24 protein-coding genes and 1 riboswitch are annotated in these 26,170 nt (G+C 32.3%); of the genes, 20 read left to right on the top strand and 4 right to left on the bottom strand.

Annotated features, from left to right (window positions below):
- The first annotated feature begins 82 nt into the window (after nucleotides 1–82).
- The 10 genes from ACFCYN_RS07480 to ACFCYN_RS07435 all read left to right on the top strand — a co-directional run bounded on the left by ACFCYN_RS07480 (nucleotide 83) and on the right by ACFCYN_RS07435 (nucleotide 13,366).
- Nucleotides 83–1,840 (top strand): 2-oxoacid:acceptor oxidoreductase subunit alpha, encoded by a 1,758-nt coding sequence (locus tag ACFCYN_RS07480; RefSeq protein WP_172445205.1) that lies wholly within the window; start codon nucleotides 83–85, stop codon nucleotides 1,838–1,840.
- Complete coding sequence (locus ACFCYN_RS07475) at nucleotides 1,827–2,693, top strand: 2-oxoacid:ferredoxin oxidoreductase subunit beta (protein WP_375948492.1); 867 nt, start codon at nucleotides 1,827–1,829, stop codon at nucleotides 2,691–2,693. Before ACFCYN_RS07480 ends, ACFCYN_RS07475 begins: the two co-directional genes overlap by 14 nt.
- Before the next feature lie 306 nt (nucleotides 2,694–2,999).
- Nucleotides 3,000–3,545, top strand: a complete 546-nt coding sequence (locus ACFCYN_RS07470) for a GNAT family N-acetyltransferase (RefSeq protein WP_375948490.1) — start codon at nucleotides 3,000–3,002, stop codon at nucleotides 3,543–3,545.
- A gap of 198 nt (nucleotides 3,546–3,743) precedes the next feature.
- Complete coding sequence (gene mraY / locus ACFCYN_RS07465; protein WP_172445202.1) at nucleotides 3,744–4,694, top strand: phospho-N-acetylmuramoyl-pentapeptide-transferase; 951 nt, start codon at nucleotides 3,744–3,746, stop codon at nucleotides 4,692–4,694.
- Between the two features lie 268 nt (nucleotides 4,695–4,962).
- Entirely contained in the window at nucleotides 4,963–6,492 is a 1,530-nt protein-coding gene (miaB, locus tag ACFCYN_RS07460; protein WP_098117434.1) for a tRNA (N6-isopentenyl adenosine(37)-C2)-methylthiotransferase MiaB, read from the top strand.
- Entirely contained in the window at nucleotides 6,492–6,938 is a 447-nt protein-coding gene (locus ACFCYN_RS07455; protein ID WP_172445201.1) for a YlbF/YmcA family competence regulator, read from the top strand. The genes miaB and ACFCYN_RS07455 overlap by 1 nt, the downstream gene beginning before the upstream one ends.
- Nucleotides 6,939–7,212: 274 nt before the next feature.
- Nucleotides 7,213–7,758, top strand: coding sequence for an outer spore coat protein CotE (gene cotE, locus ACFCYN_RS07450; protein WP_098117432.1), 546 nt, complete (start codon nucleotides 7,213–7,215; stop codon nucleotides 7,756–7,758).
- A 300-nt stretch (nucleotides 7,759–8,058) separates the two neighbouring features.
- Nucleotides 8,059–10,701, top strand: a complete 2,643-nt coding sequence (gene mutS / locus ACFCYN_RS07445; protein WP_375948486.1) for a DNA mismatch repair protein MutS — start codon at nucleotides 8,059–8,061, stop codon at nucleotides 10,699–10,701.
- A gap of 109 nt (nucleotides 10,702–10,810) precedes the next feature.
- On the top strand, nucleotides 10,811–12,748 hold the full coding sequence (gene mutL, locus ACFCYN_RS07440) for a DNA mismatch repair endonuclease MutL (protein WP_172445199.1): 1,938 nt from the start codon (nucleotides 10,811–10,813) through the stop codon (nucleotides 12,746–12,748).
- 240 nt (nucleotides 12,749–12,988) lie between these two features.
- Nucleotides 12,989–13,366 (top strand): VOC family protein, encoded by a 378-nt coding sequence (locus tag ACFCYN_RS07435; RefSeq protein WP_098117428.1) that lies wholly within the window; start codon nucleotides 12,989–12,991, stop codon nucleotides 13,364–13,366.
- A 52-nt stretch (nucleotides 13,367–13,418) separates the two neighbouring features.
- Here the strand turns inward: ACFCYN_RS07435 and ACFCYN_RS07430 are convergent, their stop codons facing one another.
- Complete coding sequence (locus ACFCYN_RS07430) at nucleotides 13,419–13,904, bottom strand: QueT transporter family protein (protein WP_375948483.1); 486 nt, start codon at nucleotides 13,902–13,904, stop codon at nucleotides 13,419–13,421.
- Between the two features lie 5 nt (nucleotides 13,905–13,909).
- Nucleotides 13,910–13,954, bottom strand: a riboswitch (PreQ1 riboswitch).
- A 168-nt stretch (nucleotides 13,955–14,122) separates the two neighbouring features.
- On the opposite strand from ACFCYN_RS07430, the gene ACFCYN_RS07425 reads away from it, so the two are divergent.
- Nucleotides 14,123–15,076, top strand: coding sequence for a carbohydrate kinase family protein (locus ACFCYN_RS07425; RefSeq protein ID WP_172445197.1), 954 nt, complete (start codon nucleotides 14,123–14,125; stop codon nucleotides 15,074–15,076).
- Between the two features lie 321 nt (nucleotides 15,077–15,397).
- Here the strand turns inward: ACFCYN_RS07425 and ACFCYN_RS07420 are convergent, their stop codons facing one another.
- Nucleotides 15,398–16,555 carry an iron-containing alcohol dehydrogenase gene (locus tag ACFCYN_RS07420; RefSeq protein WP_375948481.1) on the bottom strand — a complete coding sequence of 386 codons (1,158 nt, stop codon included), beginning with the start codon at nucleotides 16,553–16,555 and terminating at the stop codon, nucleotides 15,398–15,400.
- A gap of 23 nt (nucleotides 16,556–16,578) precedes the next feature.
- Nucleotides 16,579–17,115 (bottom strand): flavodoxin family protein, encoded by a 537-nt coding sequence (locus ACFCYN_RS07415; RefSeq protein WP_172445195.1) that lies wholly within the window; start codon nucleotides 17,113–17,115, stop codon nucleotides 16,579–16,581.
- A 336-nt stretch (nucleotides 17,116–17,451) separates the two neighbouring features.
- Here ACFCYN_RS07415 and ACFCYN_RS07410 point away from each other — a divergent pair, with 336 nt between their 5' ends.
- The 9 genes from ACFCYN_RS07410 to ACFCYN_RS07370 all read left to right on the top strand — a co-directional run bounded on the left by ACFCYN_RS07410 (nucleotide 17,452) and on the right by ACFCYN_RS07370 (nucleotide 25,468).
- Nucleotides 17,452–17,772: a winged helix-turn-helix transcriptional regulator gene (locus tag ACFCYN_RS07410; protein ID WP_172445194.1), complete on the top strand. Its 321-nt coding sequence runs from the start codon at nucleotides 17,452–17,454 to the stop codon at nucleotides 17,770–17,772.
- Between the two features lie 330 nt (nucleotides 17,773–18,102).
- Nucleotides 18,103–19,218, top strand: coding sequence for a 4-hydroxyphenylpyruvate dioxygenase (hppD, locus tag ACFCYN_RS07405; protein WP_172445193.1), 1,116 nt, complete (start codon nucleotides 18,103–18,105; stop codon nucleotides 19,216–19,218).
- 12 nt (nucleotides 19,219–19,230) lie between these two features.
- A complete protein-coding gene (locus tag ACFCYN_RS07400; RefSeq protein WP_098117421.1) occupies nucleotides 19,231–19,842 on the top strand; it encodes a flavin reductase family protein in 612 nt (203 codons plus the stop codon).
- 4 nt (nucleotides 19,843–19,846) lie between these two features.
- Nucleotides 19,847–20,743 carry a fumarylacetoacetate hydrolase family protein gene (locus ACFCYN_RS07395; RefSeq protein WP_375948478.1) on the top strand — a complete coding sequence of 299 codons (897 nt, stop codon included), beginning with the start codon at nucleotides 19,847–19,849 and terminating at the stop codon, nucleotides 20,741–20,743.
- Between the two features lie 10 nt (nucleotides 20,744–20,753).
- Nucleotides 20,754–21,905 (top strand): homogentisate 1,2-dioxygenase, encoded by a 1,152-nt coding sequence (locus ACFCYN_RS07390; protein WP_098172004.1) that lies wholly within the window; start codon nucleotides 20,754–20,756, stop codon nucleotides 21,903–21,905.
- Nucleotides 21,906–22,090: 185 nt separating this feature from the next.
- Nucleotides 22,091–23,173: a histidinol-phosphate transaminase gene (gene hisC, locus ACFCYN_RS07385; protein ID WP_172445191.1), complete on the top strand. Its 1,083-nt coding sequence runs from the start codon at nucleotides 22,091–22,093 to the stop codon at nucleotides 23,171–23,173.
- 131 nt (nucleotides 23,174–23,304) lie between these two features.
- On the top strand, nucleotides 23,305–23,754 hold the full coding sequence (locus tag ACFCYN_RS07380; protein WP_172445190.1) for an NUDIX hydrolase: 450 nt from the start codon (nucleotides 23,305–23,307) through the stop codon (nucleotides 23,752–23,754).
- A 75-nt stretch (nucleotides 23,755–23,829) separates the two neighbouring features.
- A complete protein-coding gene (locus ACFCYN_RS07375; protein WP_172445189.1) occupies nucleotides 23,830–24,099 on the top strand; it encodes a hypothetical protein in 270 nt (89 codons plus the stop codon).
- Between the two features lie 292 nt (nucleotides 24,100–24,391).
- On the top strand, nucleotides 24,392–25,468 hold the full coding sequence (locus ACFCYN_RS07370; protein WP_375948475.1) for a helix-turn-helix domain-containing protein: 1,077 nt from the start codon (nucleotides 24,392–24,394) through the stop codon (nucleotides 25,466–25,468).
- Nucleotides 25,469–25,825: 357 nt separating this feature from the next.
- Here the strand turns inward: ACFCYN_RS07370 and ACFCYN_RS07365 are convergent, their stop codons facing one another.
- On the bottom strand, nucleotides 25,826–26,083 hold the full coding sequence (locus ACFCYN_RS07365; RefSeq protein WP_375948473.1) for a GNAT family N-acetyltransferase: 258 nt from the start codon (nucleotides 26,081–26,083) through the stop codon (nucleotides 25,826–25,828).
- Between the last annotated feature and the right edge of the window lie 87 nt (nucleotides 26,084–26,170).

Here is a 26,170-nt window from a genome sequence, read left to right as displayed (position 1 = left end):
TAAAAATGAATGAGATGCAAAAAAAATTATCCATTTATAATTTAACTTATTACGAATGAGGGCATTCAAAGGGGTGTAGGAAATGATTGAACAACTTTCATGGAAAGTTGGAGGACAACAGGGTGAAGGTATCGAAAGTACAGGTGAGATTTTTGCAATTGCGTTAAACCGTTTAGGTTACTATTTATACGGATATCGTCATTTCTCTTCTCGTATTAAAGGTGGTCACACTAATAACAAAATTCGTGTAAGTACAACTGAAGTTCGTGCAATTTCAGATGACTTAGATATTTTAGTAGCCTTTGACCAAGAAACAATCGATGTAAACTTTTATGAATTACGCAAAGGCGGTATCGTAATCGCTGATGCTAAATTTAATCCGACAATTCCAGATTCAACTGATGTAACACTTTATTCAATTCCATTTACAGAATTAGCTGCTGAACTAGGTACTTCATTAATGAAAAACATGGTTGCAGTTGGAGCTTCAAGTGCAATTTTAGGTCTTTCAATTGAAGTTTTCAGAGAAGTTGTAGATGAAATTTTCGGTAAAAAAGGTCAACAAATTGTTGAGAAAAACATAGAAGCAATCGCACGTGGAGCACAAGAAATGAGAGAAATGCTTGGCGTGAATGTAAATAAAATGCAATTATCAGAAGCAGATGGTAAAAAACGTATGTTCTTAATCGGTAATGATGCAATCGCAATGGGTGCATTAGCTGGTGGTTCACGTTTTATGGCAGCGTATCCAATTACGCCTGCATCTGAGATTATGGAATACTTAATTAAAAAATTACCACAGTATGGTGGAGCAGTTATTCAAACTGAAGACGAGATTGCTGCATGTACAATGGCAATCGGAGCTAACTATGCTGGTGTTCGTACATTAACAGCATCTGCAGGTCCTGGTCTTTCATTAATGATGGAAGCAATCGGCCTTTCTGGTATTACTGAAGTTCCTTTAGTAATCGTTGATACTCAACGTGGTGGTCCAAGTACTGGTCTTCCTACTAAACAAGAACAATCAGACTTAATGGCTATGATCTACGGTACACACGGTGAGATTCCGAAAGTAGTAATCGCTCCAAGTACAGTAGAAGAAGGATTCTACGATATGGTGGAAGCGTTTAACGTAGCTGAAGAATTCCAAGTTCCTGTTATCGTAATTACAGACTTACAGCTTTCTTTAGGTAAACAAACTGTTGAACCACTTCAATTTGAAAAAGTTCAAATTCGCCGTGGTAAGTTTGATTACAAACAAGAATTACCTGTATCTGAAAACAAAGAATACTTCAAACGTTATGAAGTGACTGAGGACGGCGTTTCTCCACGTGTAGTACCAGGTATGAAAGGTGGTATTCACCACGTAACTGGTGTTGAGCATGATGAAATGGGTAAACCATCTGAATCACCAATTAACCGTAATCAACAAATGGATAAACGTATGCGTAAGTTAAACAACTTAAAATTCCCTAACCCAGTGTTAGTGAACTCTAAACACGAAGACGCTGATGTATTATTAGTTGGTTTTAACTCAACTCGTGGTGCAATCGAAGAAGCAATGGTTCGTTTAGAGCAAGATGGTATCAAAGTTAACCACGCTCATGTACGTTTAATTCACCCATTCCCAACAAACGAATTAATGCCTGAGCTTAAAAAAGCTAAACGCGTAATCGTTGTTGAAAATAATGCTACTGGTCAATTAGCAAGCATTATTAAAATGAATTGTGGTCATGCAGAAAAGATTTCAAGCTTACTAAAATATGATGGAAATCCTTTCTTACCAAAAGAAATTTACAACACTTGCAAGGAAGGAGTTGTTCTAAATGGCAACATTTAAAGAATTTCGTAATAATATCAAACCAAACTGGTGCCCTGGATGTGGAGACTTCTCAGTACAAGCATCGATTCAACGTGCAGCAGCAAATGTTGGTTTAGAACCTGATAATCTTGCAGTAATTTCTGGTATTGGATGTTCTGGTCGTATTTCTGGATATATTAACTCTTACGGTTTACATGGTATTCACGGTCGTTCACTTCCAATTGCACAAGGTGTTAAAATGGCTAACCGTGATCTAACTGTTATCGCTTCTGGTGGTGACGGTGATGGATTCGCAATCGGTTTAGGTCATACAATCCATGCAATTCGTCGTAACATCGACGTTACTTACATCGTAATGGATAACCAAATTTACGGTTTAACAAAAGGTCAAACATCTCCTCGTAGTGATGTAGGATTCAAAACTAAGAGTACTCCACAAGGTTCTGTTGAATCTGCACTTTCAGTAATGGAAATGGCGTTAACAGCTGGTGGAACATTCGTAGCACAAAGTTTCTCAAGTGACTTAAAAGAGTTAACTTCATTAATCGAGCAAGGTATTAACCACAAAGGTTTCTCTTTAATTAACGTATTCAGCCCATGTGTAACTTACAATAAAGTAAACACATATGACTGGTTTAAAGAAAATCTTGTTAAACTTTCTGATATTGAAGGATATGATCCTTCAAACAAAGAAATGGCTATGCAAACATTAATGCAAAATAAAGGTTTAGTAACTGGTCTTATTTACCAAAATAAAGAGCAAAAATCATACCAAGAATTAATTTCTGGTTACAGTGAAGATCCATTAGTGGAATCAGATCTACAATTAGAAAAAGGTCAATTCGAAAAATTAGTTGCTGAATTCATGTAATAAAAACAAAAGCTCCTCATTTATTGAGGAGTTTTTTTATATTTGAGATGTAAAGCAGTATGTGAACGTTCATTCAGAATTTTATAATAAATTTGTTCATTTTTTTTTATAGGAATATAATAATTATCAATCTTTTCTTAATTGAGTAATGTTAACAAACACTTTATTCAATTTCACAACTATAACTTGGCGTTTAAGAACTTATATTTAGAAAAAGTTTTGTTAATCTATAATTAAAAATTTTCCAAACTAAATAGGACTATGCAAATTTTTTGTTGAATTGTTTAAAGGTTAGGAGTGATTTATATGATGAGTATTCAAATTAGAAGACCGAGAACTGAAGATGACAAAGAGTTAAATCAATTTTTTCGGGAAGTGATCATCGATACGTTTACAAAAGAAGGTATAGGGGAGAAGTTAGAAGATATTAACGATGAAATTAATACGAAAGTAAAATACTTAAAAAACGATTTTGAAAGCAATGGAGAGAGTAGATATTTTTTAATCGCCCTTGATCATGATAAAATTATCGGTTCAATTGAATACGGATCGGCGAGTGATCTTATTATGGAATGCACAAAAAATGAATTAAATGGCCTAATTGAAATAGGAACTGTTTTCGTTCATCCGGACTATCAAAAGAAAGGAGTAGGGAAATTATTACTAAATACAATGTATTCTACTTTACAGAATAGAGGAATAAATGAATTTTGTTTAGATAGTGGTTATACGAACGCACAAAAAATCTGGAAAAAGAAATTTGGCGAACCTAAATACTTATATAAGGATTTTTGGGGAAAAGGTTATGATCACATGATTTGGAAAATTAAGATTAGTAATATATTAAAATAGCATTTTGGATGGGGAATTAGAAAATGATAGAGCAATGAAGAGCGTTTTTCTCGTATTAATTCAGAAATAGAGTGGGGTACAGTAAAAGCTCAATTGGGTTAGCAAATAGGGATATTAAAACAAAAAACAGGGAAATAAAGGATATTCCACAGCATTATCGAATTTCTAAGTTAAAAGGAATTGAAAGGAGAAAAAAATTTGTTGTTCTCACTTTTACCGGCCCTTTTAACTTTTGTTTTAGTAAGTATTTTTTCACCCTTATTAATTGCTACATTAAGAAAATTGAAGTTGACACAACCTATAAGAGCTGAATTACCACCTGAACACCATAATAAAAAAGGTACACCATTAATGCTAGGAAGCATATTTTTGATTGGTATATTAGTAGCATTCCTTAATTATTCAAGCCCACTCATGCTTTTTTTAGTTGGAACCTTTATTTTATTTAGTTTTGTAGGTTTTCTTGATGACTTTTGGAAAGCATCAAAGCAGGACCCTGGAGGAATATCGGCTAAGACAAAACTAATTTTTCAATTTTCATTTACTATTTTGTTGCTTATTGTATTAATTAATTATTTTGGTATAGATACAACTTTTCGTTTTACAGATTCAATCAAAATCTTTTTACCATTATGGGTTTATTTAGCGATCGTGACTTTATTTATTGTAGGATCTGCAAATGCTATTAATTTTACTGATGGGATGGATGGACTTCTTGGTATGGTCTCAATTCCTACCTTCTTTTTCTTTTTTCTGATTTCAGATCATATAGAAGTAAAAATTTTTAGTCTAATTATGATCGCAAGTTTAGCTGGTTTTTTAATTTATAACTTATATCCCGCTAAGGCATTTATGGGCGATACAGGTTCAATGGCAATTGGTGGTTCACTATCCTTTTTAGCGATCATTGAAAAAGTAGAAATTTTGATTCCGATTTTGTTTTTAATTTATTTAGCTGAGCAGTTTTCTGTTATTTTTCAAGTTCTTTACTTTAAAAAAACAAGAGAGCGTCTGTTTCTCATGGCTCCTATCCATTTTCATTATGGAATTAAGTATGGTTGGTCGGAAAATATCATTGTTATGAATTTTACGATTATATCTTGGACATGTAGCTTATTAAGCCTTTTATATTTTTATTTATTTATGTAAACTAAGTACTTAAATAGTATAAATTTTGAATTTTGAGGATCCTTTTATGGTCCTCTTTTTATTTTGTAATTGAAGTGAAAAATAACATTCTTCTATTATTAATTAAAGCGCTCTCTATTTTAACAGAAATGATTAAAAATATTAAAAAAATTATTCAAATATACTTCTATTTTAGGCTTTCTTTTTTGCGTAACGCACATTGTATATTGTAGAATAACGTTATATACTTAATTAATGTGTGGACGTTCGATTGAAAGGAGATTGTTTTATGAATGAACAACAACGCCTTCAAGGCACTAATATAAATAATACGAAAAATAAAAACGATAAAGATTATAGTCAATATTTTGAAAAGGTTTACCAAGCTCCTTCTTTAGCTGATGCAAAGCGTAGAGGTAAAGAAGAAGTTACTTATGATCGCGGTTTCGAAATTCCTGAAGAAATGAGAAATTCGGGTGCAGGTAAGAAATTCTTAATCCGTACATATGGTTGTCAAATGAACGAGCATGACACAGAAGTTATGGCCGGTATCTTTACAACGATGGGTTATGAAGTTGCTACATCAGTTGAAGATGCTGATATTATTCTATTAAACACATGTGCAATTCGAGAAAATGCTGAAAATAAAGTATTTGGAGAAATTGGACACTTAAAACCGTTAAAGCTTCAAAGACCAGACTTGTTAATTGGTATTTGTGGTTGTATGTCCCAAGAAGAAGCTGTCGTTAATCGAATCTTACAAAAACATTCATTTATTGATATGGTATTTGGTACCCATAATATTCATAGACTACCATTTATTATTCAAGAAGCAATGTTTAGTAAAGAAATGGTTATCGAAGTATGGTCAAAAGAAGGGGATGTAATTGAAAATCTTCCAAAAGTCCGTCGTGGTGAAATTAAAGCATGGGTTAATATTATGTATGGTTGCGATAAATTCTGTACATACTGTATTGTTCCTTATACACGTGGTAAAGAGCGTAGCCGTCAACCAGAAGACATTATTAATGAAGTTCGTGAGTTAGCTAGACTAGGTTACAAGGAAGTTACTTTATTAGGTCAAAATGTTAATGCATACGGTAAAGACTTAGCTGAAGGAACTTATGGATTAGGTCATTTAATGGATGAAATCCGTAAAATTGGTATTCCGCGTGTACGTTTTACAACAAGTCATCCACGAGATTTTGATGATCATTTAATAGAAGTATTAGCAAAAGGTGGCAACTTAATGCCACATATTCATTTACCGGTTCAATCGGGTAGCTCAGAAGTTCTGAAGTTAATGTCACGTAAATATGATCGTGAACAGTATCTTGAACTTGTAAGAAAATTAAAAACGGCTATGCCACAAATTTCATTTACAACAGATATAATTGTTGGATTCCCAAATGAAACAGATGAGCAATTTGAAGAAACGATGACGTTATATGAAGAAGTAGGTTTTGATTTAGCATTTACTTTCATCTATTCACCGCGTGAAGGAACACCGGCTGCCAAAATGGTAGATAATGTACCAGAGAGTGTGAAAAAGCAAAGATTACAACGTCTAAACGAAGTTGTAAATGCAAAATCAGCTGAATTTAATAAACGTTTTGAAGGACAAATTCTTGATGTTTTAGTAGAGGGTGAAAGTAAGAAGAATCCAGATGTACTTGCTGGGTATACTCCTTATAATAAACTTGTAAACTTTAGAGGTCCTAAATCAATCGTTGGTCAAATTGTAAAAGTAAAAGTTACAAAAGCTAAAACATGGTCATTAGATGGAGAATTAGTAGAAGAAACAGTAGAGGTGCTATAATGGGAAAATATACAAAAGCTGATATCGTTGAACGTGCTAAAGAATTAGCAGTAATGATTTCTGAAACAGAAGAAGTAGACTTTTTTAAACGTGCTGAAGCGCAAATTAACGAGAGCGATTCTGTAAGATCGCATATCGAAGAAATTAAATCATTACAAAAACAAGCTGTTAATTTAGAGCACTGGGGTAAGAAAGAAGCTCTTAAAAAGGTTGAACAAGAGCTTGATGATTTAAACGAAAAATTAGAATCAATTCCAGTAGTACAAGAATTCCAATCATCTCAAGTAGAAGTGAATGATTTACTACAATTAATCGCCCACACGATCTCAAATGGTGTAACAGATGAAATTATTAAATCAACAGGTGGCAACTTACTAAGCGGAGAAACAGGATCAAAGGTAGCACATGGACCGGATGCTTGCAAAACAGATAGCTGCAGCAATTAACAAATTTAGGACTCAGGAGAAGCAATTAATTTTGCTGCCTGAGTCTTTTTTTTAAGTAAAGCTAATAAAGTAATTACTAAATAGCCTAAATATAATATTTTTCATGTTTATTTTTTAAATTCTTCAAAATAGAGTCAACTTTATTAGGCTGTCGTCATACAATTTATCATCACATGTTTTTTTAACTTGTATAAAAGAATTTTCATGTCATTAACACATTCCGCATATGTCACGCATAGAATGAAATGAAAATGGAACGAGGAGGGTCACACCTATGTCTGAACGCGAACACAGAGAGATTATAACGAAGGCAGTCGTAGGAAGAGGCAAGAAATATAACAAAGTCACTCATACACTTACACCAAATCATACACCATCAAGTATTTTAGGCTGCTGGGTTATAAACCATGTATATGATGCAAAAAAATGTAAAGATGGAGTAGAAGTATCTGGTAAATATGATATTAATATTTGGTACTCCTATGGTGACAATACGAAAACAGAAGTAGTGCCTGAGTCTGTTAAGTATACTGAAGTAGTAAGATTAAGACACAGAGATGACAATTTTACTGGTGAAGATTGTGAAGTTATTGCACGATCATTAAAACATCCAAATTGTTTAGATGCAATTATTTCTCCAAATGGGAATCGATTTATTGTAACTGTAGAAAAAGAAGTTTTAGTTGAAGTAGTAGGTGAAACGAAAGTTGTTGTACTTGTTGCGCCTCACGGTGTACATGACGATGATGATTTCTTTGATGTAGATGACGAATTTGAAGATTTAGATCCAGATTTCGTATTAGAAGGCGAAGAAGAATAAGCTAGGCTAGGAAGGTGAAACTTCCTAGCTTTTTTAATTTGGTAAGAAAGTATAAATTGGCAGCGGAGAAGAAAAAAGAAGAATTTTCCAATTTTAGGAATTTAAGTATAAGTGCAACTACGCCTCTGTCTTAACTTAAAAGCTAGCCAATCTGAGCGTTTTCTTCAAAACGTGACTGTTACTCTATTTTTATCGTTTAACCAATCGAAGAGTTTCTTGATCTTAACTTTCGAACTTTCATAAGCCTTCGTCAAAATGTGATATAATATGCGAAGAATGTTTTTTGATGGAGAGGATAAAATGGCAACATATACGCCAATGATTGAGCAATATTTAAATATAAAGAAAAATTACCAGGATGCTTTTTTATTTTTTAGACTTGGCGATTTTTATGAAATGTTTTTTGAGGATGCGATAAAAGCATCTCAAGTTTTGGAAATAACATTAACAGGGCGAGCAGGTGGTACTGAAGAGCGAATTCCAATGTGTGGTGTTCCTTTTCATGCAGCTGCTGGATATATAGAACAATTAGTAGAAAAAGGTTACAAAGTAGCAATATGTGAACAGGTTGAGGATCCAACGGTCGCTAAAGGAGTAGTAAAAAGAGAGGTTGTTCAATTAATTACTCCTGGTACGCAAATGGAAGGTAGATCAATTGATGAGAAGCAGAACCATTACATCTCAACATTAACGGAAGTTTCTAAAACTTCATATGCTTTAGTTTGGATTGATTTAACGACTGGTGAAGGGAATGCTTTATTACTTAGCGGGTCATTAGAAGAAGCGATCTTAAAAATTGCAGCAACTGGAACGAAAGAGGTTGTCGTACATGATGATTTTTCATCTAAAGCGATTCAAACTCTTGAAAAGAGCTTTTCAATTACAGTTTCTTTTGAATCAAATGATCGTTTATTAGAGGAATTTACAAATGTTGTAAAATCGATTGATCAAACAAGTTTAAAATCAACAGCTGCTAGACTATTAAATTATTTATCAAAAACGCAAAAACGAACACTTTCACATCTTCAAGAAATCGTTGTGATTAATCAACATGATTTTTTAAATATGGACATGTATTCAATGAGAAATCTTGAGTTAGTTGAAACTCAGCGTTCAAAAAACAAACAAGGTTCATTGAATTGGTTATTAGATGAAACGAAAACAGCAATGGGTGGTCGTTTGCTAAAAAAATGGATTCAACGTCCATTAGTAAATGCGAATCAAATCGATGAACGTTTAACAATCGTTGAATTGCTAATGGAAAACTATTTTATTCGAGAAGATCTTAAGGAACTTTTAAAAGATGTATATGATTTAGAACGCTTAGCTGGTAAAGTCTCATTTGGCAATGTAAATGCTAGAGATTTATTGCAATTAAAACGCTCACTTCAAACAGTCCCTTCAATTATTCATGTCTTGAAATCAATAAATCACGAAAGTATTGACGAGTTAATTACGAATATTGACCCATGTGAGGACCTTCAAATTATTTTAGAAAACGCAATTATTGAAGAGGCTCCACTATCGATTAAAGAAGGTAACATCATAAAAGATGGTTTTAATAAAACATTAGACGAGTATCGTTTCGTGAGTAAGAACGGTAAAAACTGGTTAATGGAACTTGAGCAACGAGAAAGAGAAATTACTGGGATCAAATCATTAAAAATTGGATATAATCGTATTTTTGGTTACTATATTGAAGTAACAAGATCAAATATTAGCCAAATCCCAGAAGGACGATATGAGCGTAAACAAACTTTAGCAAATGCAGAGCGATTTATAACTGAAGAGCTTAAAGAAAAAGAGACAATGATTCTTGAAGCTGAAGAAAAAATGATTGGTTTAGAATATGAGTTGTTTATTTCAATTAGAGAACAAGTAAAACAATATTTATCAAGACTTCAAACATTAGGACAAGTCATTAGTCAAATTGACGTATTACAAAGTTTTTCTGTAGTAAGTGAAAAAAATGGATATATAAGACCAACGTTTACGGCTGATCGAGAATATATTGTGCAGAATGGGAGACATCCGGTAGTTGAAAAAGTATTACATGGTTTAGAATATATTCCTAACGATACAAATTTCGATGTTGATACACATCAATTTTTAATTACTGGACCGAATATGGCCGGTAAAAGTACGTATATGAAACAAGTAGCCTTAATAAGTGTCCTGGCTCAAATAGGATGCTACGTACCTGCTGAATATGCAAAATTACCTGTATTTGATCAAATATTTACTCGAATTGGAGCAGCGGATGATTTAATCTCCGGTCAAAGTACATTTATGGTCGAAATGTTAGAAGCTAATTATGCGATTACGAATGCAACTGAAAAGAGTTTAATCTTATTTGATGAAATTGGTAGGGGTACATCGACATATGATGGAATGGCTTTAGCACAAGCGATGATTGAATATATACATGATCATATCGGAGCAAAAACTCTTTTTTCTACTCACTACCATGAATTGACGGTATTAGCTAATCAGCTTAAGTTTTTGAAAAACATTCACGTAGCAGCAAAAGAGCAGGATGGAAAGGTATTATTCCTTCATAAAATCTTTGAGGGAGCAGCTGACCAAAGCTATGGTATACATGTAGCTGAATTAGCAAATCTTCCGCAAGATGTAATCATTCGAGCAAAAGAATTATTAACTGATTTAGAATCAAATAATCATTCTTTTGTTAAAGAAGATATCGAAAATACAGAACAAGTTATTATAAAAAAGCAAGAAACTAAAAAAGAAATTGTTCAAACATCCGACAAAGAAGATTTAGGATCTCAATTAAGCTTATTTGATGATAATCAACCAAAAGTTAAAGAAGTAATTAAAAGCCATCCAGTGATTGATCAATTAAAAGGAATAAATATTCTAGAGTTAAATCCAATGGAAGCATTTAATTTATTATATGAACTACAAAAACAAGTGAAAAAATAAAAGAAGGCCAATTGGCCTTTCTTTTTATTAATAGTTAAAATTATGAAAATAGCTAAATGTACTATACCTTTTATTGTATAGTTTATTTAATTAGAGAGGAGGTTCACTAATGTCAAAGATACAGAAGTTAGATGAGATCTTAGCCAATCAAATAGCGGCAGGTGAGGTTGTAGAACGTCCTGCATCAGTTGTTAAGGAATTGCTCGAGAATGCAATTGATGCTACTAGTACACGTATTACAGTTGAAATTAACGACGGTGGACTCTCACGAATTTTTGTAAGCGATAATGGTGAGGGGATGACAAAGGAAGATAGTATTCTTGCTTTTGAGCGTCATGCAACGAGTAAAATAAAAGATGAAAATGACTTATTTCGAATCCGTACATTAGGCTTCCGTGGTGAAGCATTGCCGAGTATCGCATCTGTTAGTTATGTTACCGTGAAAACATCAACCGTAGATGGACCCGGAATTGAAACAATCTTAAAGGGTGGCGTTTTGCAATCTCAAAAAGAAATTGCCAAATCACAAGGGACTAGTATAGAAGTTTCAAATCTGTTTTTTAATACACCAGCTAGATTAAAATATATGAGAACTGTTCAAACGGAGTTAAGCAATGTGACGGACGTCGTCTATCGATTAGCATTAGCAAATCCTAAGATCGCATTTGATTTGAAACATAATGATAAACTAATGTTCCGAAGCAATGGAAATGGTGACGCAAGACAAATTCTTGCTTCATTATACGGCCTACAGATTGCTAAAAATATGGTGCATTTTAAAGGTGAATCACTAGACTTTCAGGTTGAAGGCTATTTATCAATGCCCGAATATACAAGAGCAACTAGAAATTATATTTCACTTTATGTAAATGGAAGATATGTTAAACATTACGGAGTAAATAAAGCAATAAGCGAAGGATACCATACATTACTTCCAATTGGTCGTTTTCCAATCGTAGCGCTATTTATTAAAATGGACCCACAATTAGTAGATGTAAACGTACATCCTACAAAACAAGAAGTTCGTTTCAGTAAAGAAGATCAACTATTTACATTAATTAGTGAAAGTATTAAAAAAGTTTTTAGAGGACGTTCTCTAATACCAGAAATAAAGCCAACAGCAACAAAGGAAAAAATATATAGTGAACAATCTACATTTTCATTTGAACATTCTTCGATAAAAGAAGACGTAGAAAAGAAATTACCATTTTCTCTTCAGGAGCGTTTTAATTCAAATCGATCCAATGAAACTAACGAAACAACGATAGAAGAAAGTTCAATTGAATTCGAGTCAACCGAAGAAATTGATTCATCAACACCGATCGATTACGAGAGTCTTTATTTTGAAAAACAAATCGTTAATAAAAACGAAAATTATTCGAATTTAGTGAATCAAGAAGATAAATCAAAATTAGAAGAAACTGTAATCGTTAAAGAAGAAGTATATGATGAGCAAAATATTGACCAATTACCTCCTTTATATCCAATTGGACAAATGCATGGTACTTATATTATTGCTCAAAATGAAAAAGGCTTATATTTAATCGACCAGCATGCTGCACAAGAACGTGTTTACTATGAATATTTTAAAGAAAAAATAGGTGAGGTTGCATCAGAACTACAAACTTTATTAATTCCAATTACATTTGATGTCTCGCCAGAGCAAGCTATTTTATTAGACCAATACCATGATGAACTAATGGAAGTTGGACTGTTTATCGAGAAATTCGGTTCAAATAGTTATGTCATTCGCGAGCATCCAAATTGGTTTCCAGAAGGACAAGAAGATACTTTAATCGATGAAATGATTCAAGAATTATTAAAACGTGGAACAATTAACATAAAAAAACTACGTGAAGAAAAAGCCATCATGATGAGCTGTAAAGCTTCAATAAAAGCAAATCACTATATCACAAACGATGAAATTTTTAGTTTATTAGAATCGTTAAGAAAATCAAGCAATCCATTTACATGTCCACATGGTCGTCCAATCGTCATCCATTTTAGTTCGTATGAGCTTGAAAAAATGTTTAAACGTGTAATGTAAGATGTTGGTAAATGAACGGGTCGTCTATTAAAGTGTGAAACATGAATAGACTTATATCTTGAAATACTTGAGGATAGTTAGAAAATCTAACTATCCTTTTTATTCGTTAATTAGCAAAAATTATTATTCATTAAGATTTATTCAATTCAAATTAAATAGTGCGAAATCAGTTTGTTTTATGCATTTGTGTTTGCTAAAATTAATTTGGTAGTAAAATTATCCAGTAAAGGAGATGTTATAATGATTAATAAAATCGGTAAAGTTACTGTTTATGTAGAAGATCAAGAGCAAGCAAAAGATTTTTGGATTAATAAAATGGGATTTGTTCTAAAAATTGAAATGCCAATGGGGCCAGATGCAAAATGGATTGAAGTAGGTCCAAGTGAAAGTGAATTTACTACACTAGTTCTTTACTCTAAATCTTCAATGGAACAATTTAAACCAGATAAAATATCTCATCCATCTGTTCTTTTTAGTACAACGGATATTGATGCTGCTTATGAAAAAATGAAACAAAACGGAGTAAAAGTTGATGATCTAATGAAAATGCCATACGGTTCAATGTTTAATTTCTACGATCAAGATGGTAATGATTATTTATTAAGAGAAGACAAATAATACATAATATAGAAAAAGAGTTGATTCCAAAAAGGAAACAACTCTTTTTTTCTTAAATTAAACGTTCAAATTTAATTCGTTTATTTAAATAGTACATAATTGGTATACCAATTACCATCACTAAAAATTCACCAATTGCTGTTGTTAAATAAGTCATTGGGAACGGGAATCCAAGTGCTAACTTCAATTCGAATGCAATTATGAACATAGTCACTGTAAATACAATCGTATTAATAATCATTCTTGGAATAATACCTTTAATAAATTTTGCTGTAGCAATCGTAATTAATAAAGAAATAATCGATTGGCCAACACCAAAAGTTAAATCATATACGGGAATAGTGGAAAAGAAAAAATTTGCTAAAAAAACTCCTAAAACTACCCCATAAATGTACTTTTTATTAAAAACGACTAAATGATTGAACATTTCAGATACACGAAATTGAATATTCGTAAACCCGAATGGCTGAATAAAGTATGTAACTGCAATATACAGTGCAGCAAATACTCCATTAACGGTAATTGTCTTTAACTTCATTCTGTTTCTCCTTAGTTTTTTTCCGTGGGAGGTTTTCGAACCACGTAAATTTACACGTAAGAATAAATATTAAACCGAAAATGATTTTTAGTCAATAATAAGATAAAAAGTAATTGTGAAAGAAGTTCAAAAAAATACTTTATAAAATTTATTATACTGATATAATTAGGAATGAGTATAATTATTTAATTCAACTTTAACTGAAAAGGACTGACATCATGACAATTCCTTCTAACCCATATATATTAGTATTTGGTGTTTCCATATGCGATATTATTGGTTTTACGAAAAAAAACTATCGCCCCTATGACTCAAACCCGGGGAGTGTAAAAGTATCATTTGGTGGTGTTTGCCGTAATATTGCAGAAAATATGGCAAAGGTCAATTTAAATACAAAATTTATATCAGTAATAGGCGATGACATAAATGGTATGAACATGTTAAATCATGCAAAAAATATGAACATCGATATGGAAGATACATTAATTATTAAAGGTGAATCTACCCCAACATATTTAGCCATTTTAAATGAAAGCGGAGAAATGGTCTCTGCAGTAGTAGATTTAGATATTACAAACAATTTTACAAAAGAGTTTATCGACACTAAAGAAGAAGTTATTCGAAATGCTGAATATATGGTAGTAGATGCAGATAACCCAAGTACTTTAGCTTATTTATTAACAAATTTCCATAATGAAACAAAATTTATTTTAGATCCCGTTTCTGCCTCAAAAGCTTCAAAAATTAAAGATTATATCCAATATTTTCATACGATTAAACCAAATCGCCATGAAGCTGAAGTATTGGCTGGATTTGAAATTACCTCAGTGGAAGATGTAAGAAAAGCTGGTAGATATTTTAGAGAACTAGGTGTAACAAATGTTTTCATTAGTTTAGATTCAGAAGGAATTTATTATAATAATGGAATAGAAGAAGGAATTATTCAAGCAGATGGAGTATCTGTTGTTAATGTAACAGGAGCGGGTGATGCATTAGTTGCAGGTATTGGATATGGCTATATGAATAACATGAGTATTGTCGATACAGTTAAATATTCTGTTTCAATGTCTACAATTACAATTTCACATGTAGATACGATTAATCCAAATATGTGTTGTAATGTTGTTGAACATCATATTAATGAAATAAATTGGGTAGAAATGCAATTTTAGATGAGAACCTTTTATTGGGTTCTTTTTTTGATTTAAATGTGGATATAAAAAAAGCAAGTGAGGCTGGAACTGAATATAGAGAAGTGTAAATAAGGTCAGTGAATTTGCAAATAAAATTAAATAGAGTGCAAATTAGTTCTGTGAAGCTGCAAATAAAAAAAGTATAACTGCAAATAAACCTCGTATTAATATAAAACAAGCTGAAATCAGTCAAAAAAGTTATTAAATCGAACCAAAAGGGTAATGCTTCTCAACAAAATGGATCAAATAACACCCAAATACAAATAAGAACCTCGCTTAATGCAAAGGTTCTTTTCATCATTAAAGAGATCGTACTAAAATATCTCTAGCACTTTCCTTATCTAAAATTTTGTAGCCGCCAACTACTGGTTTTACAAATGATTTTTCGACTAGTTCATCTAACCGAGAGTCATCAATTTGATAATCTGCTAAACGGCTTGGAGCACCGATTGAATTCCAAAAACTTCTTAGAGCTTGGATTCCTTCTTTTGCAATTTGTTCTGTTGTCTTACCTTCTTGAGAAATTCCAAGAACATTTGTAGCAAGCATTTTAATTCTGCTCGGATCGTAGTCTAGACAGTGACTTAACCAATTAGGGAAAATGATTGCTAATCCTCCTCCGTGAGGAATGTCGTAAATGGCAGATACTGCATGCTCGATTTGATGAGAAGCCCAGTCGCCACCATCCGTACCATTTAATAAAGTATCATTGAAGGCTGTTGTACCAGCATACATAATCGTTTCACGTAAATCATAGTTTTCTAAATCATTTACAAGCTTAGTGCCAGCTTCAATCACTGTGATTAATAAACTTTCAATAAAACGATCAATCATTGGTGTATTACTGACACGGTGGAAATATTGCTCTAATGCATGCGACATAATATCAACAATGCCATAGATTGTTTGGTCCAAAGGCACAGAGAATGTATAAGTAGGATCTAAAATTGAAAATTTAGGAAAAACTAACGGATTACTCCACCCTCTTTTTTCATTTACTTCCATATTAGAAATTACTGATGTACAGTTCATTTCCGAACCAGTTGCAGCTAATGTTAAAACAGTCCCAAAAGGAGTTGCACTAGTTGGTTGGGACTTTCTTGTAATGATATCCCAAACATTCCCTTCATATGGAACGCCAATTGCAATCGCTTTAACACAATCAATTACACTTCCGCCACCCACAGCTAAAATAAAATCAATTTTTTCATCTCGACAAATTTGAATACCTTTTTCGACTGTTGTAAGTCTCGGATTAGGTTCAACACCAGAAAGTTCAAAAATTGTTTTATTACTTAGTTGGTTTATTACATCATCGTATACACCATTACTTTTAATACTTCCGCCACCATAAACGACAAGTATACGATTATAATCTCGTACTTCATTTGCTAGTTGTTCAATTTGATTTTTCCCAAACCATAATTTAGTTGGGTTATGTTGTAAAAATGGAATCAATGCCTTACTCCTTCTAATGCTAATTACTTATTTTTTAATGTACTATTTAATAATTCCGCTTGTTGAATTGCTAAATCATCTTCTAAAATTGCTCCTGGTGAATTTCCTTCGCCAATAATATATCCTTCAAAAGTTGCTCCAACAAATTCAAAGATATGTTTAAATTGTAAAATCAATGGTAAAGCCTTTATTTTCGGCTGATCTCCACCAACAATGACAACATACATTTTTTTATTTTTAATTTTTTCACTGAAATGTAGATCTTTATTACGAAGACTTTGAGACCAACGATCGATGAAGTTTTTCATGTATCCGCTCATACCATACCAATATAATGGTGTTGAAAAAATAATCGTATCATGCTCTAGCATTTCTTTTATGATTTCCTCATAATCGTCATCAATTGTTTGGAATCCAGATGGCTCATGTCTTTGGTCGTTAATTGCCATAATATTTTTATGACGTAAATGTACTTCCGTCTTGTTCATATTTTTTGTCATTAGATTTGTAAGTTGCTCTGTATTTCCATTTTCTCTTGAACTTCCATGAATGATAAACATACTGACACACTCCTTTTTATACAAAAATAATATTTTTATTATGAATGATAACAAACTTAAAATAAAGTACGTACTAAAAAGTGCCTATAAAATGAAATGTCAATCGAGCAAATCGTACTAGGTTTAAATTCTTTAAAACTAATAAAAATTTGAACTATAAAATATTTATATGCTATATTTTATGAACAATTTAGTATTGACTGCCAAATAAGTGATAGGACTAAAGTAATATCATCTATTTAAATTGTGGAATTTTGAGTTTTCATTTGAACTAAAAAAGTTGAATAAAATAACTTAAATTATAATTAAATAGTAATTAGAAATTATGGAGGATGTATGAAAGAATATAATATGCCGATTGAAGCAGCAATAGAAGTAATAGGTGGTAAGTGGAAATGTATTATACTTTGTCACTTAGAAACTGGGAAGAAAAGAACGAATGAATTAAGAAAATTAATGCCAAAAATAACGCAGAAAATGTTAACGCAGCAATTAAGAGAATTAGAGGCGGATGGACTGATTAATCGTATTGCTTATGATCAAATTCCACCTAAAGTAGAATATGAGTTAAATGAATACGGAAAATCAATGAAACCGATTTTGGATCTTTTATGTGCGTGGGGCGGAAATCATCTAATAAAAAACAAACTGAATTAAAGTTATAGTTAAAAAATTTAGAAACAACAAAAAATTTATTTAATTATAAATTTAATGAAGGAATTTAAAAAGATGTGTAGAAATAATTAATTATAGACTACTATATAAATGTGAAATCGATTCATAAAACAGTCGATCCATTAATATAGTAGTAAAGATTGTGTGTTCGTTAAGGTATTTCTCATAGATTTCTAAAATGATTTTCTTGGCGAATTGTCATCCTTGTTAAGAATTTTTTTTATGTAGTTTATTTGTTTTGTAAGCGTTTACTTAGCGCTCTTACATAGTTTTTTTCTTTACAAATATCGTAATTTATAGGGGGAAATTAAAATGAAACAAGATGAATTAAAACAAGCAAATACTAGCTATGATGTTTTTCCAGTACAAGATGTACATCATTTAGAATTATATGTAGGTAATGCGAAACAAACAGCGTATTTCTTTGCAAACACTTTTGGATTTACACCAGTAGCTTACTCAGGTTTAGAAACAAAAGTACGTGATAAAGTTTCTTACGTATTAAAAAATGGAACAATCCGTTTAGTAATTACTGGATCTTTAAAAGAAGATACTAAAATTGCTGAGTTTATTAAAAAACATGGCGATGGCGTAAAAGATATCGCTTTATTAGTAGATGATATTGAAAAAGCATACCAAGGTGCAGTAAGCCGTGGAGCGATTAAAATTTTACCTCCAACTGAAGTTAGTGATGAACACGGTACAGTTAAAAAAGCTGTAATCGGAACATATGGCGATACAATCCACACATTAATCGAAAAAGGCGACTACAATGGTCCTTTCTTACCAGGATTTAAAGATCGTGCATTCACAATTCCTGTAAATGAAACAGGTTTAGTTGCACTTGACCATGTTGTTGGAAATGTTGAAAGTATGGATGAGTGGGTTTCTTATTATGAAAAAGTAATGGGCTTCCAGTCAATGATCCATTTTGATGATGATGATATTAGCACTGAGTATTCTGCATTAATGTCAAAAGTTATGACAAATGGTAGCAGAATTAAATTCCCAATCAATGAGCCTGCGGAAGGTAAAAAGAAATCACAAATTCAAGAGTATTTAGACTTTAACAATGGACCAGGTGTTCAACATATTGCTTTATTAACTGAGGATATTGTTGATACTGTTACTAAACTTAAAGCGTTAGGTGTAGAATTCTTAAAAACACCAGATACGTATTATGATATGTTAGCAGAGCGTGTTGGAACAATTGATGAAGATATCGCGAAATTAAGAGAATTAAAGATTTTAGTTGACCGTGATGATGAAGGGTATTTATTACAAATCTTTACTCGTCCAATCGTAGACCGTCCAACTTTATTTATTGAAATCATTCAACGTAAAGGTGCAAGAGGTTTCGGTGATGGTAACTTCAAAGCATTATTCGAGTCAATCGAGCGTGAGCAAGAACTTCGAGGAAATCTATAAGGAGTTGTAACAATGGAAATTAGACCCGATACTTTACCATGGCAAGATGCTTATAAGCTGTTAATTGGTTCAGTGTTGCCTCGTCCGATTGCATTTGTTTCAACTGTAAACTCAGAAGGTGTAGCGAATGTTGCACCTTTTAGTTTCTTTACAGCGATTTGTGCTGACCCGATGTTAGTGTGCTTTGCACCAATGATTAGAGGTACAGACGGCGAGAAAAAAGACACTTTAAAAAATATTGAACTAACAAAAAAATTCATTATTAATATTGTAAGCGAAGAAATTTGTGAGCAGGTTAATAATGCTGCTGTAGATTTTCCATACGGTGTAGATGAATTTGAACAAGTTGGACTTACAAAAGTTGAAGGGACAACTGTACAAGTTCCTCGAGTAAAAGAAAGTTTAGTAGGACTAGAATGTGAGCTTCATGAGCTATTACATTTTGGTGAGAATAAAGGCGCAGGAAGTTTAGTAATTGGTAAAGTTGTTAATGTTCATATAAATGATGAATTATATGAAAATGGCAAAATCAATTCCGAAAAGCTAAATCCAGTAGGCCGCCTTGCTGGACATTCATACACTCGTGCTATTTCTGATACTTTTGCAATTGAAAGAAAAAGGTGAAGGCATGAAATTTATTACTTTCCAATATGATGGTAAAGAGCGAGCAGGATTATTAGTTGAAGATCAAGTAATCGATTTAAATCAAGCTAGTAATGGAAGAATACCAGTTGATTTATTATCGATACTAGAAAACTACGATTTATATAAAAATGAAATTGCAGAATTAACAGGAGAAGGTATTCCACTTTCTTCTGTTCAATTGCGAGCACCATTACCAAGACCACAAAGTATCCGAGATTTTTATGCCTTTGAAGAGCATGTTAAAACTGCTCGCGGTAGAAGAGGATTAGAAATGATACCTGAATGGTATGAAGTACCAGTTTTCTATTTTACAAATCACCGTGCAGTCGTTGGACCTGATGATCTTGTTAGCATTCCAGCTAATAGCAAAAAGATGGATTTTGAACTTGAAATTGCTTGTATCATCGGAAAAGAAGGAAAAGATATCTCAGTTGAAGAAGCTGATGATTACATTCTTGGCTATACAATATTAAATGACTGGAGTGCAAGAGATATTCAAGCACATGAAGTCAAGGTAGGATTAGGTCCTTCTAAAGGTAAAGATTTTGCAACTTCAATTGGACCTTGGATTGTAACAAAAGATGAATTAGAACAATATAGAACGGATAAAAGCTATGATTTGAAGATGACTGCTTCAGTAAATGGAAACGTTATTTCTTGTGGTAATTTTACTTCAATTTATTATTCGATCCCAGAATTAATTGCCCATGCTTCAAAAAATGTAAAGCTATACCCTGGTGATGTCATCGGCTCAGGAACTGTCGGAACAGGATGTATTCTAGAACTTGGTGAGGAGAAACATCGTTGGCTAGAAGACGGAGATGAGGTTGAGCTAAGTATTACAGGATTAGGAACTTTACGAAATACTGTTAGAAAGTGAGGGGGAGCTTGTGTATTATCGTAGTTTAGGTAAGATTCCAAAGAAAAGGCATATTCAATTTCGAAAAGAAGATGGAACATTATATAGAGAACAAGTGATGGGTACAAAAGGTTTTTCAGGCACCCAATCAATTTTATATCATAACCATATGCCAACTTCAGTTAGTGAAACATCTTTTTATAAATCAATTCAAATTGAATTTGAAGAACAGTCTTCATTACAGCATCGCCATATTCGAACTAGTAATTTAGAACGTACAGGTGATGCATTAGAAGGTAGAGTTTATGTTTTAGGAAACGCTGACTTATTAATCTCAGTTGCTAATGTAACTGAAGAAAGTCGTCATTTTTATCGAAATGGTGAAGGCGATGAAATGTTTTTCGTCCATTACGGCTCTGGTGAAGTTCAAACAATGTTTGGAACAATCACATATCGTAAAGGGGATTATATCATGATCCCTATTGGGACGATTTACAAAGTAGTTCCTAATGATGATACAAAGCTATTAATTGTAGAGTCAAATAGCCAATTAACAACTCCAAAGCGTTATCGAAATGAATATGGTCAAATGCTTGAGCATAGCCCATTTTGTGAACGTGATTTTAGAGGGCCAGAAACATTAGAAACATTTGATGAAAAAGGTGAGTTTACTGTTCTAACTAGAGCAAGAGGCAATCTTTACAAACATGTTTTAACACATCATCCTTTTGATGTAGTGGGATGGGATGGGTATTTATATCCATGGGCATTTAATATTGAAGATTTCGAACCGATTACGGGAAGAATTCATCAGCCGCCACCAGTACATCAAACATTCGAAGGACATAATTTTGTAGTTTGCTCATTTGTTCCTAGAATGTATGATTATCACCCAGAAGCAATTCCTGCACCATATGTTCACAGTAATGTAAACAGTGATGAAGTACTTTACTATGTTGAAGGTAACTTTATGAGTAGAAAAGGAATTGAACAAGAATCAATTACTTTACACCCATCAGGTATTCCACATGGACCACATCCAGGTAAAGTAGAAGGTAGTATTGGTAAAAAAGAAACATTAGAACTAGCGGTTATGATTGATACTTTTAGACCTTTATATGTTGTAAAAGAAGCACACCAATATGAAGATCCGGCTTATATGGGTAGCTGGATTGAAAAGTAGAGTCTTTTGATTCTACTTTTTATTTGAATATTGAAAGCTATAAGTTTTCTGTCTCGAGTGAAGTTTAAGCTTCATCGGAAATAGATAATTTGAAATATTCTTAAATCATATTACTAGATTAATAGCTTAAATATATGATAAACTGACAACATTATACAAAAATTTGAATAAAGGGAGAAATTAGCATGTACGTGAAACCGCAAATTTTGACACTTCAAGCATACACACCAGGAAAACCAAGTGAAGTAGTCATGAGAGAATATGGTCTAGACAAAGTAGTAAAACTTGCATCAAATGAAAATCCATTCGGATGTTCTCCTAAAGTTTTTGAAGAGCTACGTAATGTAGTTAGTAAGTTTGCAATCTATCCAGATGGTGCAACAGAAGAAATCAGTAAGAAATTAGCAAATTTCTTAAATATACAACCAAATCAATTAATATTCGGAAGTGGTGCTGACGAAGTGATTCAAATCATTAGTCGCTCATTATTAACGAATGAACATAATATTGTACAAGCTTCTCAAACATTTTCACAATATGCTCACCATGCAGTTATTGAAGGAGCTGAAGTTAGAGCTGTTCCTTTAGTGAATGGTGTACACGATTTAGATGCAATGCTTGCAGAAGTAGATACGAATACTAAAATTGTTTGGATTTGTAATCCAAATAACCCAACAGGTACATATATTGGTAGTCGTAAACTAGCAGAATTTTTAGAAAAAGTACCAAGCAATACTTTTGTAGTTGTTGATGAAGCTTACGTTGAATACGTATCAGCATCAGATTTCCCTGATACAATTTCTTTACTAAATAAATTTGATAATCTTATTGTATTAAGAACATTCTCAAAAGCATACGGTCTAGCATCATTTAGAATCGGTTATGGTATCGCAAATAGTAAATTAATTGAAGAATTAAATATCGCAAGACTTCCTTTCAACACTTCAATGCTATCTCAAGTTGCAGCAATAGCAGCACTTGATGACCAAGTATTTATTAAAAACTGTGTTGAACAAAATAAAAAAGGTATGGAACAATATGAAGAATTTTTCAATAGTTATGGCGTAGAATACTATCCATCTCAAGCTAACTTTATATTCGTACCAACTGAAAATAGTCAAGAAATCTTTAAAGATCTTGAATCAAAAGGATATATTATCCGTGCTTTCCCTAATGGAATTCGAATTACAATCGGAACAGCTGCTGAAAATGAAGGACTAATATTACATTTGAAGCCAACATTAACGAAAAATACTTCTACAATCTAATTCATTAAAAAATCGTCATTTGAAAAGGTGACGATTTTTTGTTTCAACTTTTGGTAAGTTTAGTAGAATCAAAAATGATCAAATTAAATTAATAGAATCATATACCATCATCGTTTTTAAGGAGAATATGAATGGGATACATTATGGACTTAAGAAAAATTGTAGGAAGTCGTCCTCTCATAATGGCCGGTGCAAATGTTGTACTACTAGATTCAAAAAAAAGAGTGCTATTACAATTAAGAAAAGACAATCATACCTGGGGATTACCTGGTGGTTCGTTAGAGTTAGGAGAAAATTTAGAAGAAGTTGCTAAAAGAGAATTGAAAGAAGAAACTGGTTTAACAGCATTAAACCTTGAGTTTTTTAACATCTTTTCTGGAAAAGAGTTCTATTATAAATATCCTCACGGAGATGAAGTATTTAATGTAATTACGACTTATATATGTACTGAATACAAAGGTGTATTAGAAAAACAAGAAAGTGAAGTAAAAGATTTACGCTTTTTTGATTTTAATAATCTTCCATCTGATATTAGTCCACCTGAACTTCCTATAATAATGTCATTTAAGGAGAGATTGTAAGAGACGATCAGTGGAAATTCCTCTAAAAATACTATTTTGATATGCAGCAAATCACCATATTTGAGGAGTAAAACGATGAGAAAACCGACTAAATATGAAATCGTTTTTTCAATAATTCTTCTAATACTAGGATTATCTTTAATGTTTACCGAATACAAAGAATGGGCAAATCCTATTATTTTTGGGGTATTAACATTCCAGCAAATAAAAAACTATGTCTTTTTTCGAAAAAGTAATGTTCAAGAATCTAAAAAGAGAGCTAAAACTAGTTTTTATTGTACGCTAATAATAGGAAGTTCGACTTTATTCATGATCGTGTTAAATCTTACTAGTTTATTATCTTGATAGGAATTAACTAAATATAAACTCTTAACTATGTAATGTTATATGATAATCATTTACAAGGGTTAAGTGTCTGTTAAAAACGGCTTTTTAGTCGTTTTTTTGTTGCCTTGTACTTTCATAGGCTCAGTTAAAGTGTTTGTTGATTTTATTGTGCAATAAGGCTTTTTCTATGTGAGAAGGCCTTATTTATGCCTAAATGGAAATTATTCGTGGACAGTAGTATGTTATAGCACAACAATTATCAAAAGAATAAAATTGAGGTAATCTATAATTCTATTTAGGAGTGATGCAAATGAATGAATATATACAGCCGATGATTGATTGGATTGAGGAAAATATAAAAAATAAATTTTCATTAGAAGACTTAGCTAATTATATGGGATATTCCCCTTATTATTGTTCATTTAAGTTTCATCAGGTAACAGGTATAAGTATTAGACGGTACATTCTTTTTAGAAGAGTCTATTTATCTACGAAGGATTTAGCAAATAATAGGAAGATAATTGATATTGCTTTTGAATATAATTATTCCTCGCAAGAAGCCTACAGTAGAGCTTTTAAAACAGTTTTTGGTGTTAGTCCTAGAGAATTTCAACTCAATCAAATGCCAGTTCAATCATTTGCAAAACTCACTATTCATCAGAGTGAGGATGGTAGCAGAATGAATAATTCTAGAGAAACTGAGGTTGAACAATTAAAAAATAATAATATGGAATTATTTGACCGAGATGTACTGAATATTTTAAACGGTCAATTAATGTACGATGAGTTTAGTAATAAAAAACTTATGGGAAATTCTGATTATGTTCCCTTCAATGAGGCAATGTGTGTAAATGCAACTACGGAATTCATTTTCGATGAGGTATTTATTCAAACGAGAGCATCAGGACATAATGTGACTGTTGAAAATTATAGCAACATGGTAATAAAGCCCTTAAATAATCTATTTAGGAAAAACTATAACTATATTGTTTTATGGTTTGGAGAAGATATGTTTTGTCAAATGAATCTGCTAACGATCCTTGCGTATCTTGAACAATCTCATTATAAAGGTAAAGTATTTTTTAATAGCTTTAGAGAGGATGAATTTAAAGTCAGCCAAACGGAGCTTACTTTAGGTAGCTATTATTCTGTTTATGAAGAAGTATTGATCAATCATTTGAAGCCAACTACAAAACTAATGCCAGTAATGTACCAGGCAATAGAGTTATTTTTAGAAATGCAGACAGAAAATAATGCCGTCATAACATATATTTCAAAAAATAAACATTTACCTACATCCGAATTACTTAAACGATTATTCGAGGTTTTCCCAACAATAGGATATGGGGATACACAATATATGAAGCTGATTGATAAAACAAAGTGAACAAAGTAACTTAACTTCTCCCTAAAGTGAATTCATTATACAGGGAATTAAGGAATAAACTACCAAATCTAATCCAACTAACTAAAAAATAAAGGAGAGCACATATTATACATGACTAATCTATTCTCTCCTTTTATTCCGTTAAAACGCCAGATATTTGAACAAGCACTACTTAATTATTTATTTAGAATACTTGAACAGGTGACGCTAACAGTATGCTTTCTCTAATAAATCAATCTTTCTTTTACTGACTTCCATTCATCATTAATAATACTGTAAAATATATTGTCTTGAATGGTTCCGTCTGCTTTTACTCTATGTTTACGAAAAGTTCCCTCTTTTGTTGCTCCTATTCGTTCAATAGCTTTTTTTAGAGCGTATGTATTCGCCACTAACTGAAAACTGGACACGATTTACTTTTAATTCTTCAAAACAATACTTAAGTAATAAGAATTTAAATTCTGTGTTTACTTTTGTTCTCCAAACGTTTGGTGAAAGCCAAGTCCATCCTATTTCCGCATTACGGTTTACTTTATCGATGCCACAAACTTGAGTTGTCCCCAATACTTGACCTTTCAGTTTATCCTTAACAATTACTAACCTATTTTCTTTCAAAATGATTATCAACAACCTGGCCTGATTGTTGAACATGAAGGGAGCGGAGTGCTATTAGATTTTTTATAAACCGCTGCATATACAAAT

The sequence above is a fragment of the Gottfriedia sp. NPDC056225 genome (genome assembly GCF_042267765.1).
Classification (GTDB): domain Bacteria; phylum Bacillota; class Bacilli; order Bacillales; family Bacillaceae_G; genus Gottfriedia.
The sequence above is the reverse complement of the archived record's forward strand: the minus strand, read 5'-3'. Positions and strand labels throughout refer to the sequence as shown.

Excerpts from the sequence above, each read along its gene's own strand:
- ACFCYN_RS07480 (WP_172445205.1), top strand. The coding sequence starts at position 83 with ATGATTGAACAACTTTCATGGAAAGTTGGAGGACAACAGGGTGAAGGT.
- ACFCYN_RS07475 (WP_375948492.1), top strand. The coding sequence starts at position 1,827 with ATGGCAACATTTAAAGAATTTCGTAATAATATCAAACCAAACTGGTGC.
- ACFCYN_RS07470 (WP_375948490.1), top strand. The coding sequence starts at position 3,000 with ATGATGAGTATTCAAATTAGAAGACCGAGAACTGAAGATGACAAAGAG.
- miaB (WP_098117434.1), top strand. The coding sequence starts at position 4,963 with ATGAATGAACAACAACGCCTTCAAGGCACTAATATAAATAATACGAAA.
- ACFCYN_RS07455 (WP_172445201.1), top strand. The coding sequence starts at position 6,492 with ATGGGAAAATATACAAAAGCTGATATCGTTGAACGTGCTAAAGAATTA.
- cotE (WP_098117432.1), top strand. The coding sequence starts at position 7,213 with ATGTCTGAACGCGAACACAGAGAGATTATAACGAAGGCAGTCGTAGGA.
- mutS (WP_375948486.1), top strand. The coding sequence starts at position 8,059 with ATGGCAACATATACGCCAATGATTGAGCAATATTTAAATATAAAGAAA.
- mutL (WP_172445199.1), top strand. The coding sequence starts at position 10,811 with ATGTCAAAGATACAGAAGTTAGATGAGATCTTAGCCAATCAAATAGCG.
- ACFCYN_RS07435 (WP_098117428.1), top strand. The coding sequence starts at position 12,989 with ATGATTAATAAAATCGGTAAAGTTACTGTTTATGTAGAAGATCAAGAG.
- ACFCYN_RS07430 (WP_375948483.1), bottom strand. The coding sequence starts at position 13,904 with ATGAAGTTAAAGACAATTACCGTTAATGGAGTATTTGCTGCACTGTAT.
- ACFCYN_RS07425 (WP_172445197.1), top strand. The coding sequence starts at position 14,123 with ATGACAATTCCTTCTAACCCATATATATTAGTATTTGGTGTTTCCATA.
- ACFCYN_RS07415 (WP_172445195.1), bottom strand. The coding sequence starts at position 17,115 with ATGTTTATCATTCATGGAAGTTCAAGAGAAAATGGAAATACAGAGCAA.
- ACFCYN_RS07410 (WP_172445194.1), top strand. The coding sequence starts at position 17,452 with ATGAAAGAATATAATATGCCGATTGAAGCAGCAATAGAAGTAATAGGT.
- hppD (WP_172445193.1), top strand. The coding sequence starts at position 18,103 with ATGAAACAAGATGAATTAAAACAAGCAAATACTAGCTATGATGTTTTT.
- ACFCYN_RS07400 (WP_098117421.1), top strand. The coding sequence starts at position 19,231 with ATGGAAATTAGACCCGATACTTTACCATGGCAAGATGCTTATAAGCTG.
- ACFCYN_RS07395 (WP_375948478.1), top strand. The coding sequence starts at position 19,847 with ATGAAATTTATTACTTTCCAATATGATGGTAAAGAGCGAGCAGGATTA.
- hisC (WP_172445191.1), top strand. The coding sequence starts at position 22,091 with ATGTACGTGAAACCGCAAATTTTGACACTTCAAGCATACACACCAGGA.
- ACFCYN_RS07380 (WP_172445190.1), top strand. The coding sequence starts at position 23,305 with ATGGGATACATTATGGACTTAAGAAAAATTGTAGGAAGTCGTCCTCTC.
- ACFCYN_RS07375 (WP_172445189.1), top strand. The coding sequence starts at position 23,830 with ATGAGAAAACCGACTAAATATGAAATCGTTTTTTCAATAATTCTTCTA.
- ACFCYN_RS07370 (WP_375948475.1), top strand. The coding sequence starts at position 24,392 with ATGAATGAATATATACAGCCGATGATTGATTGGATTGAGGAAAATATA.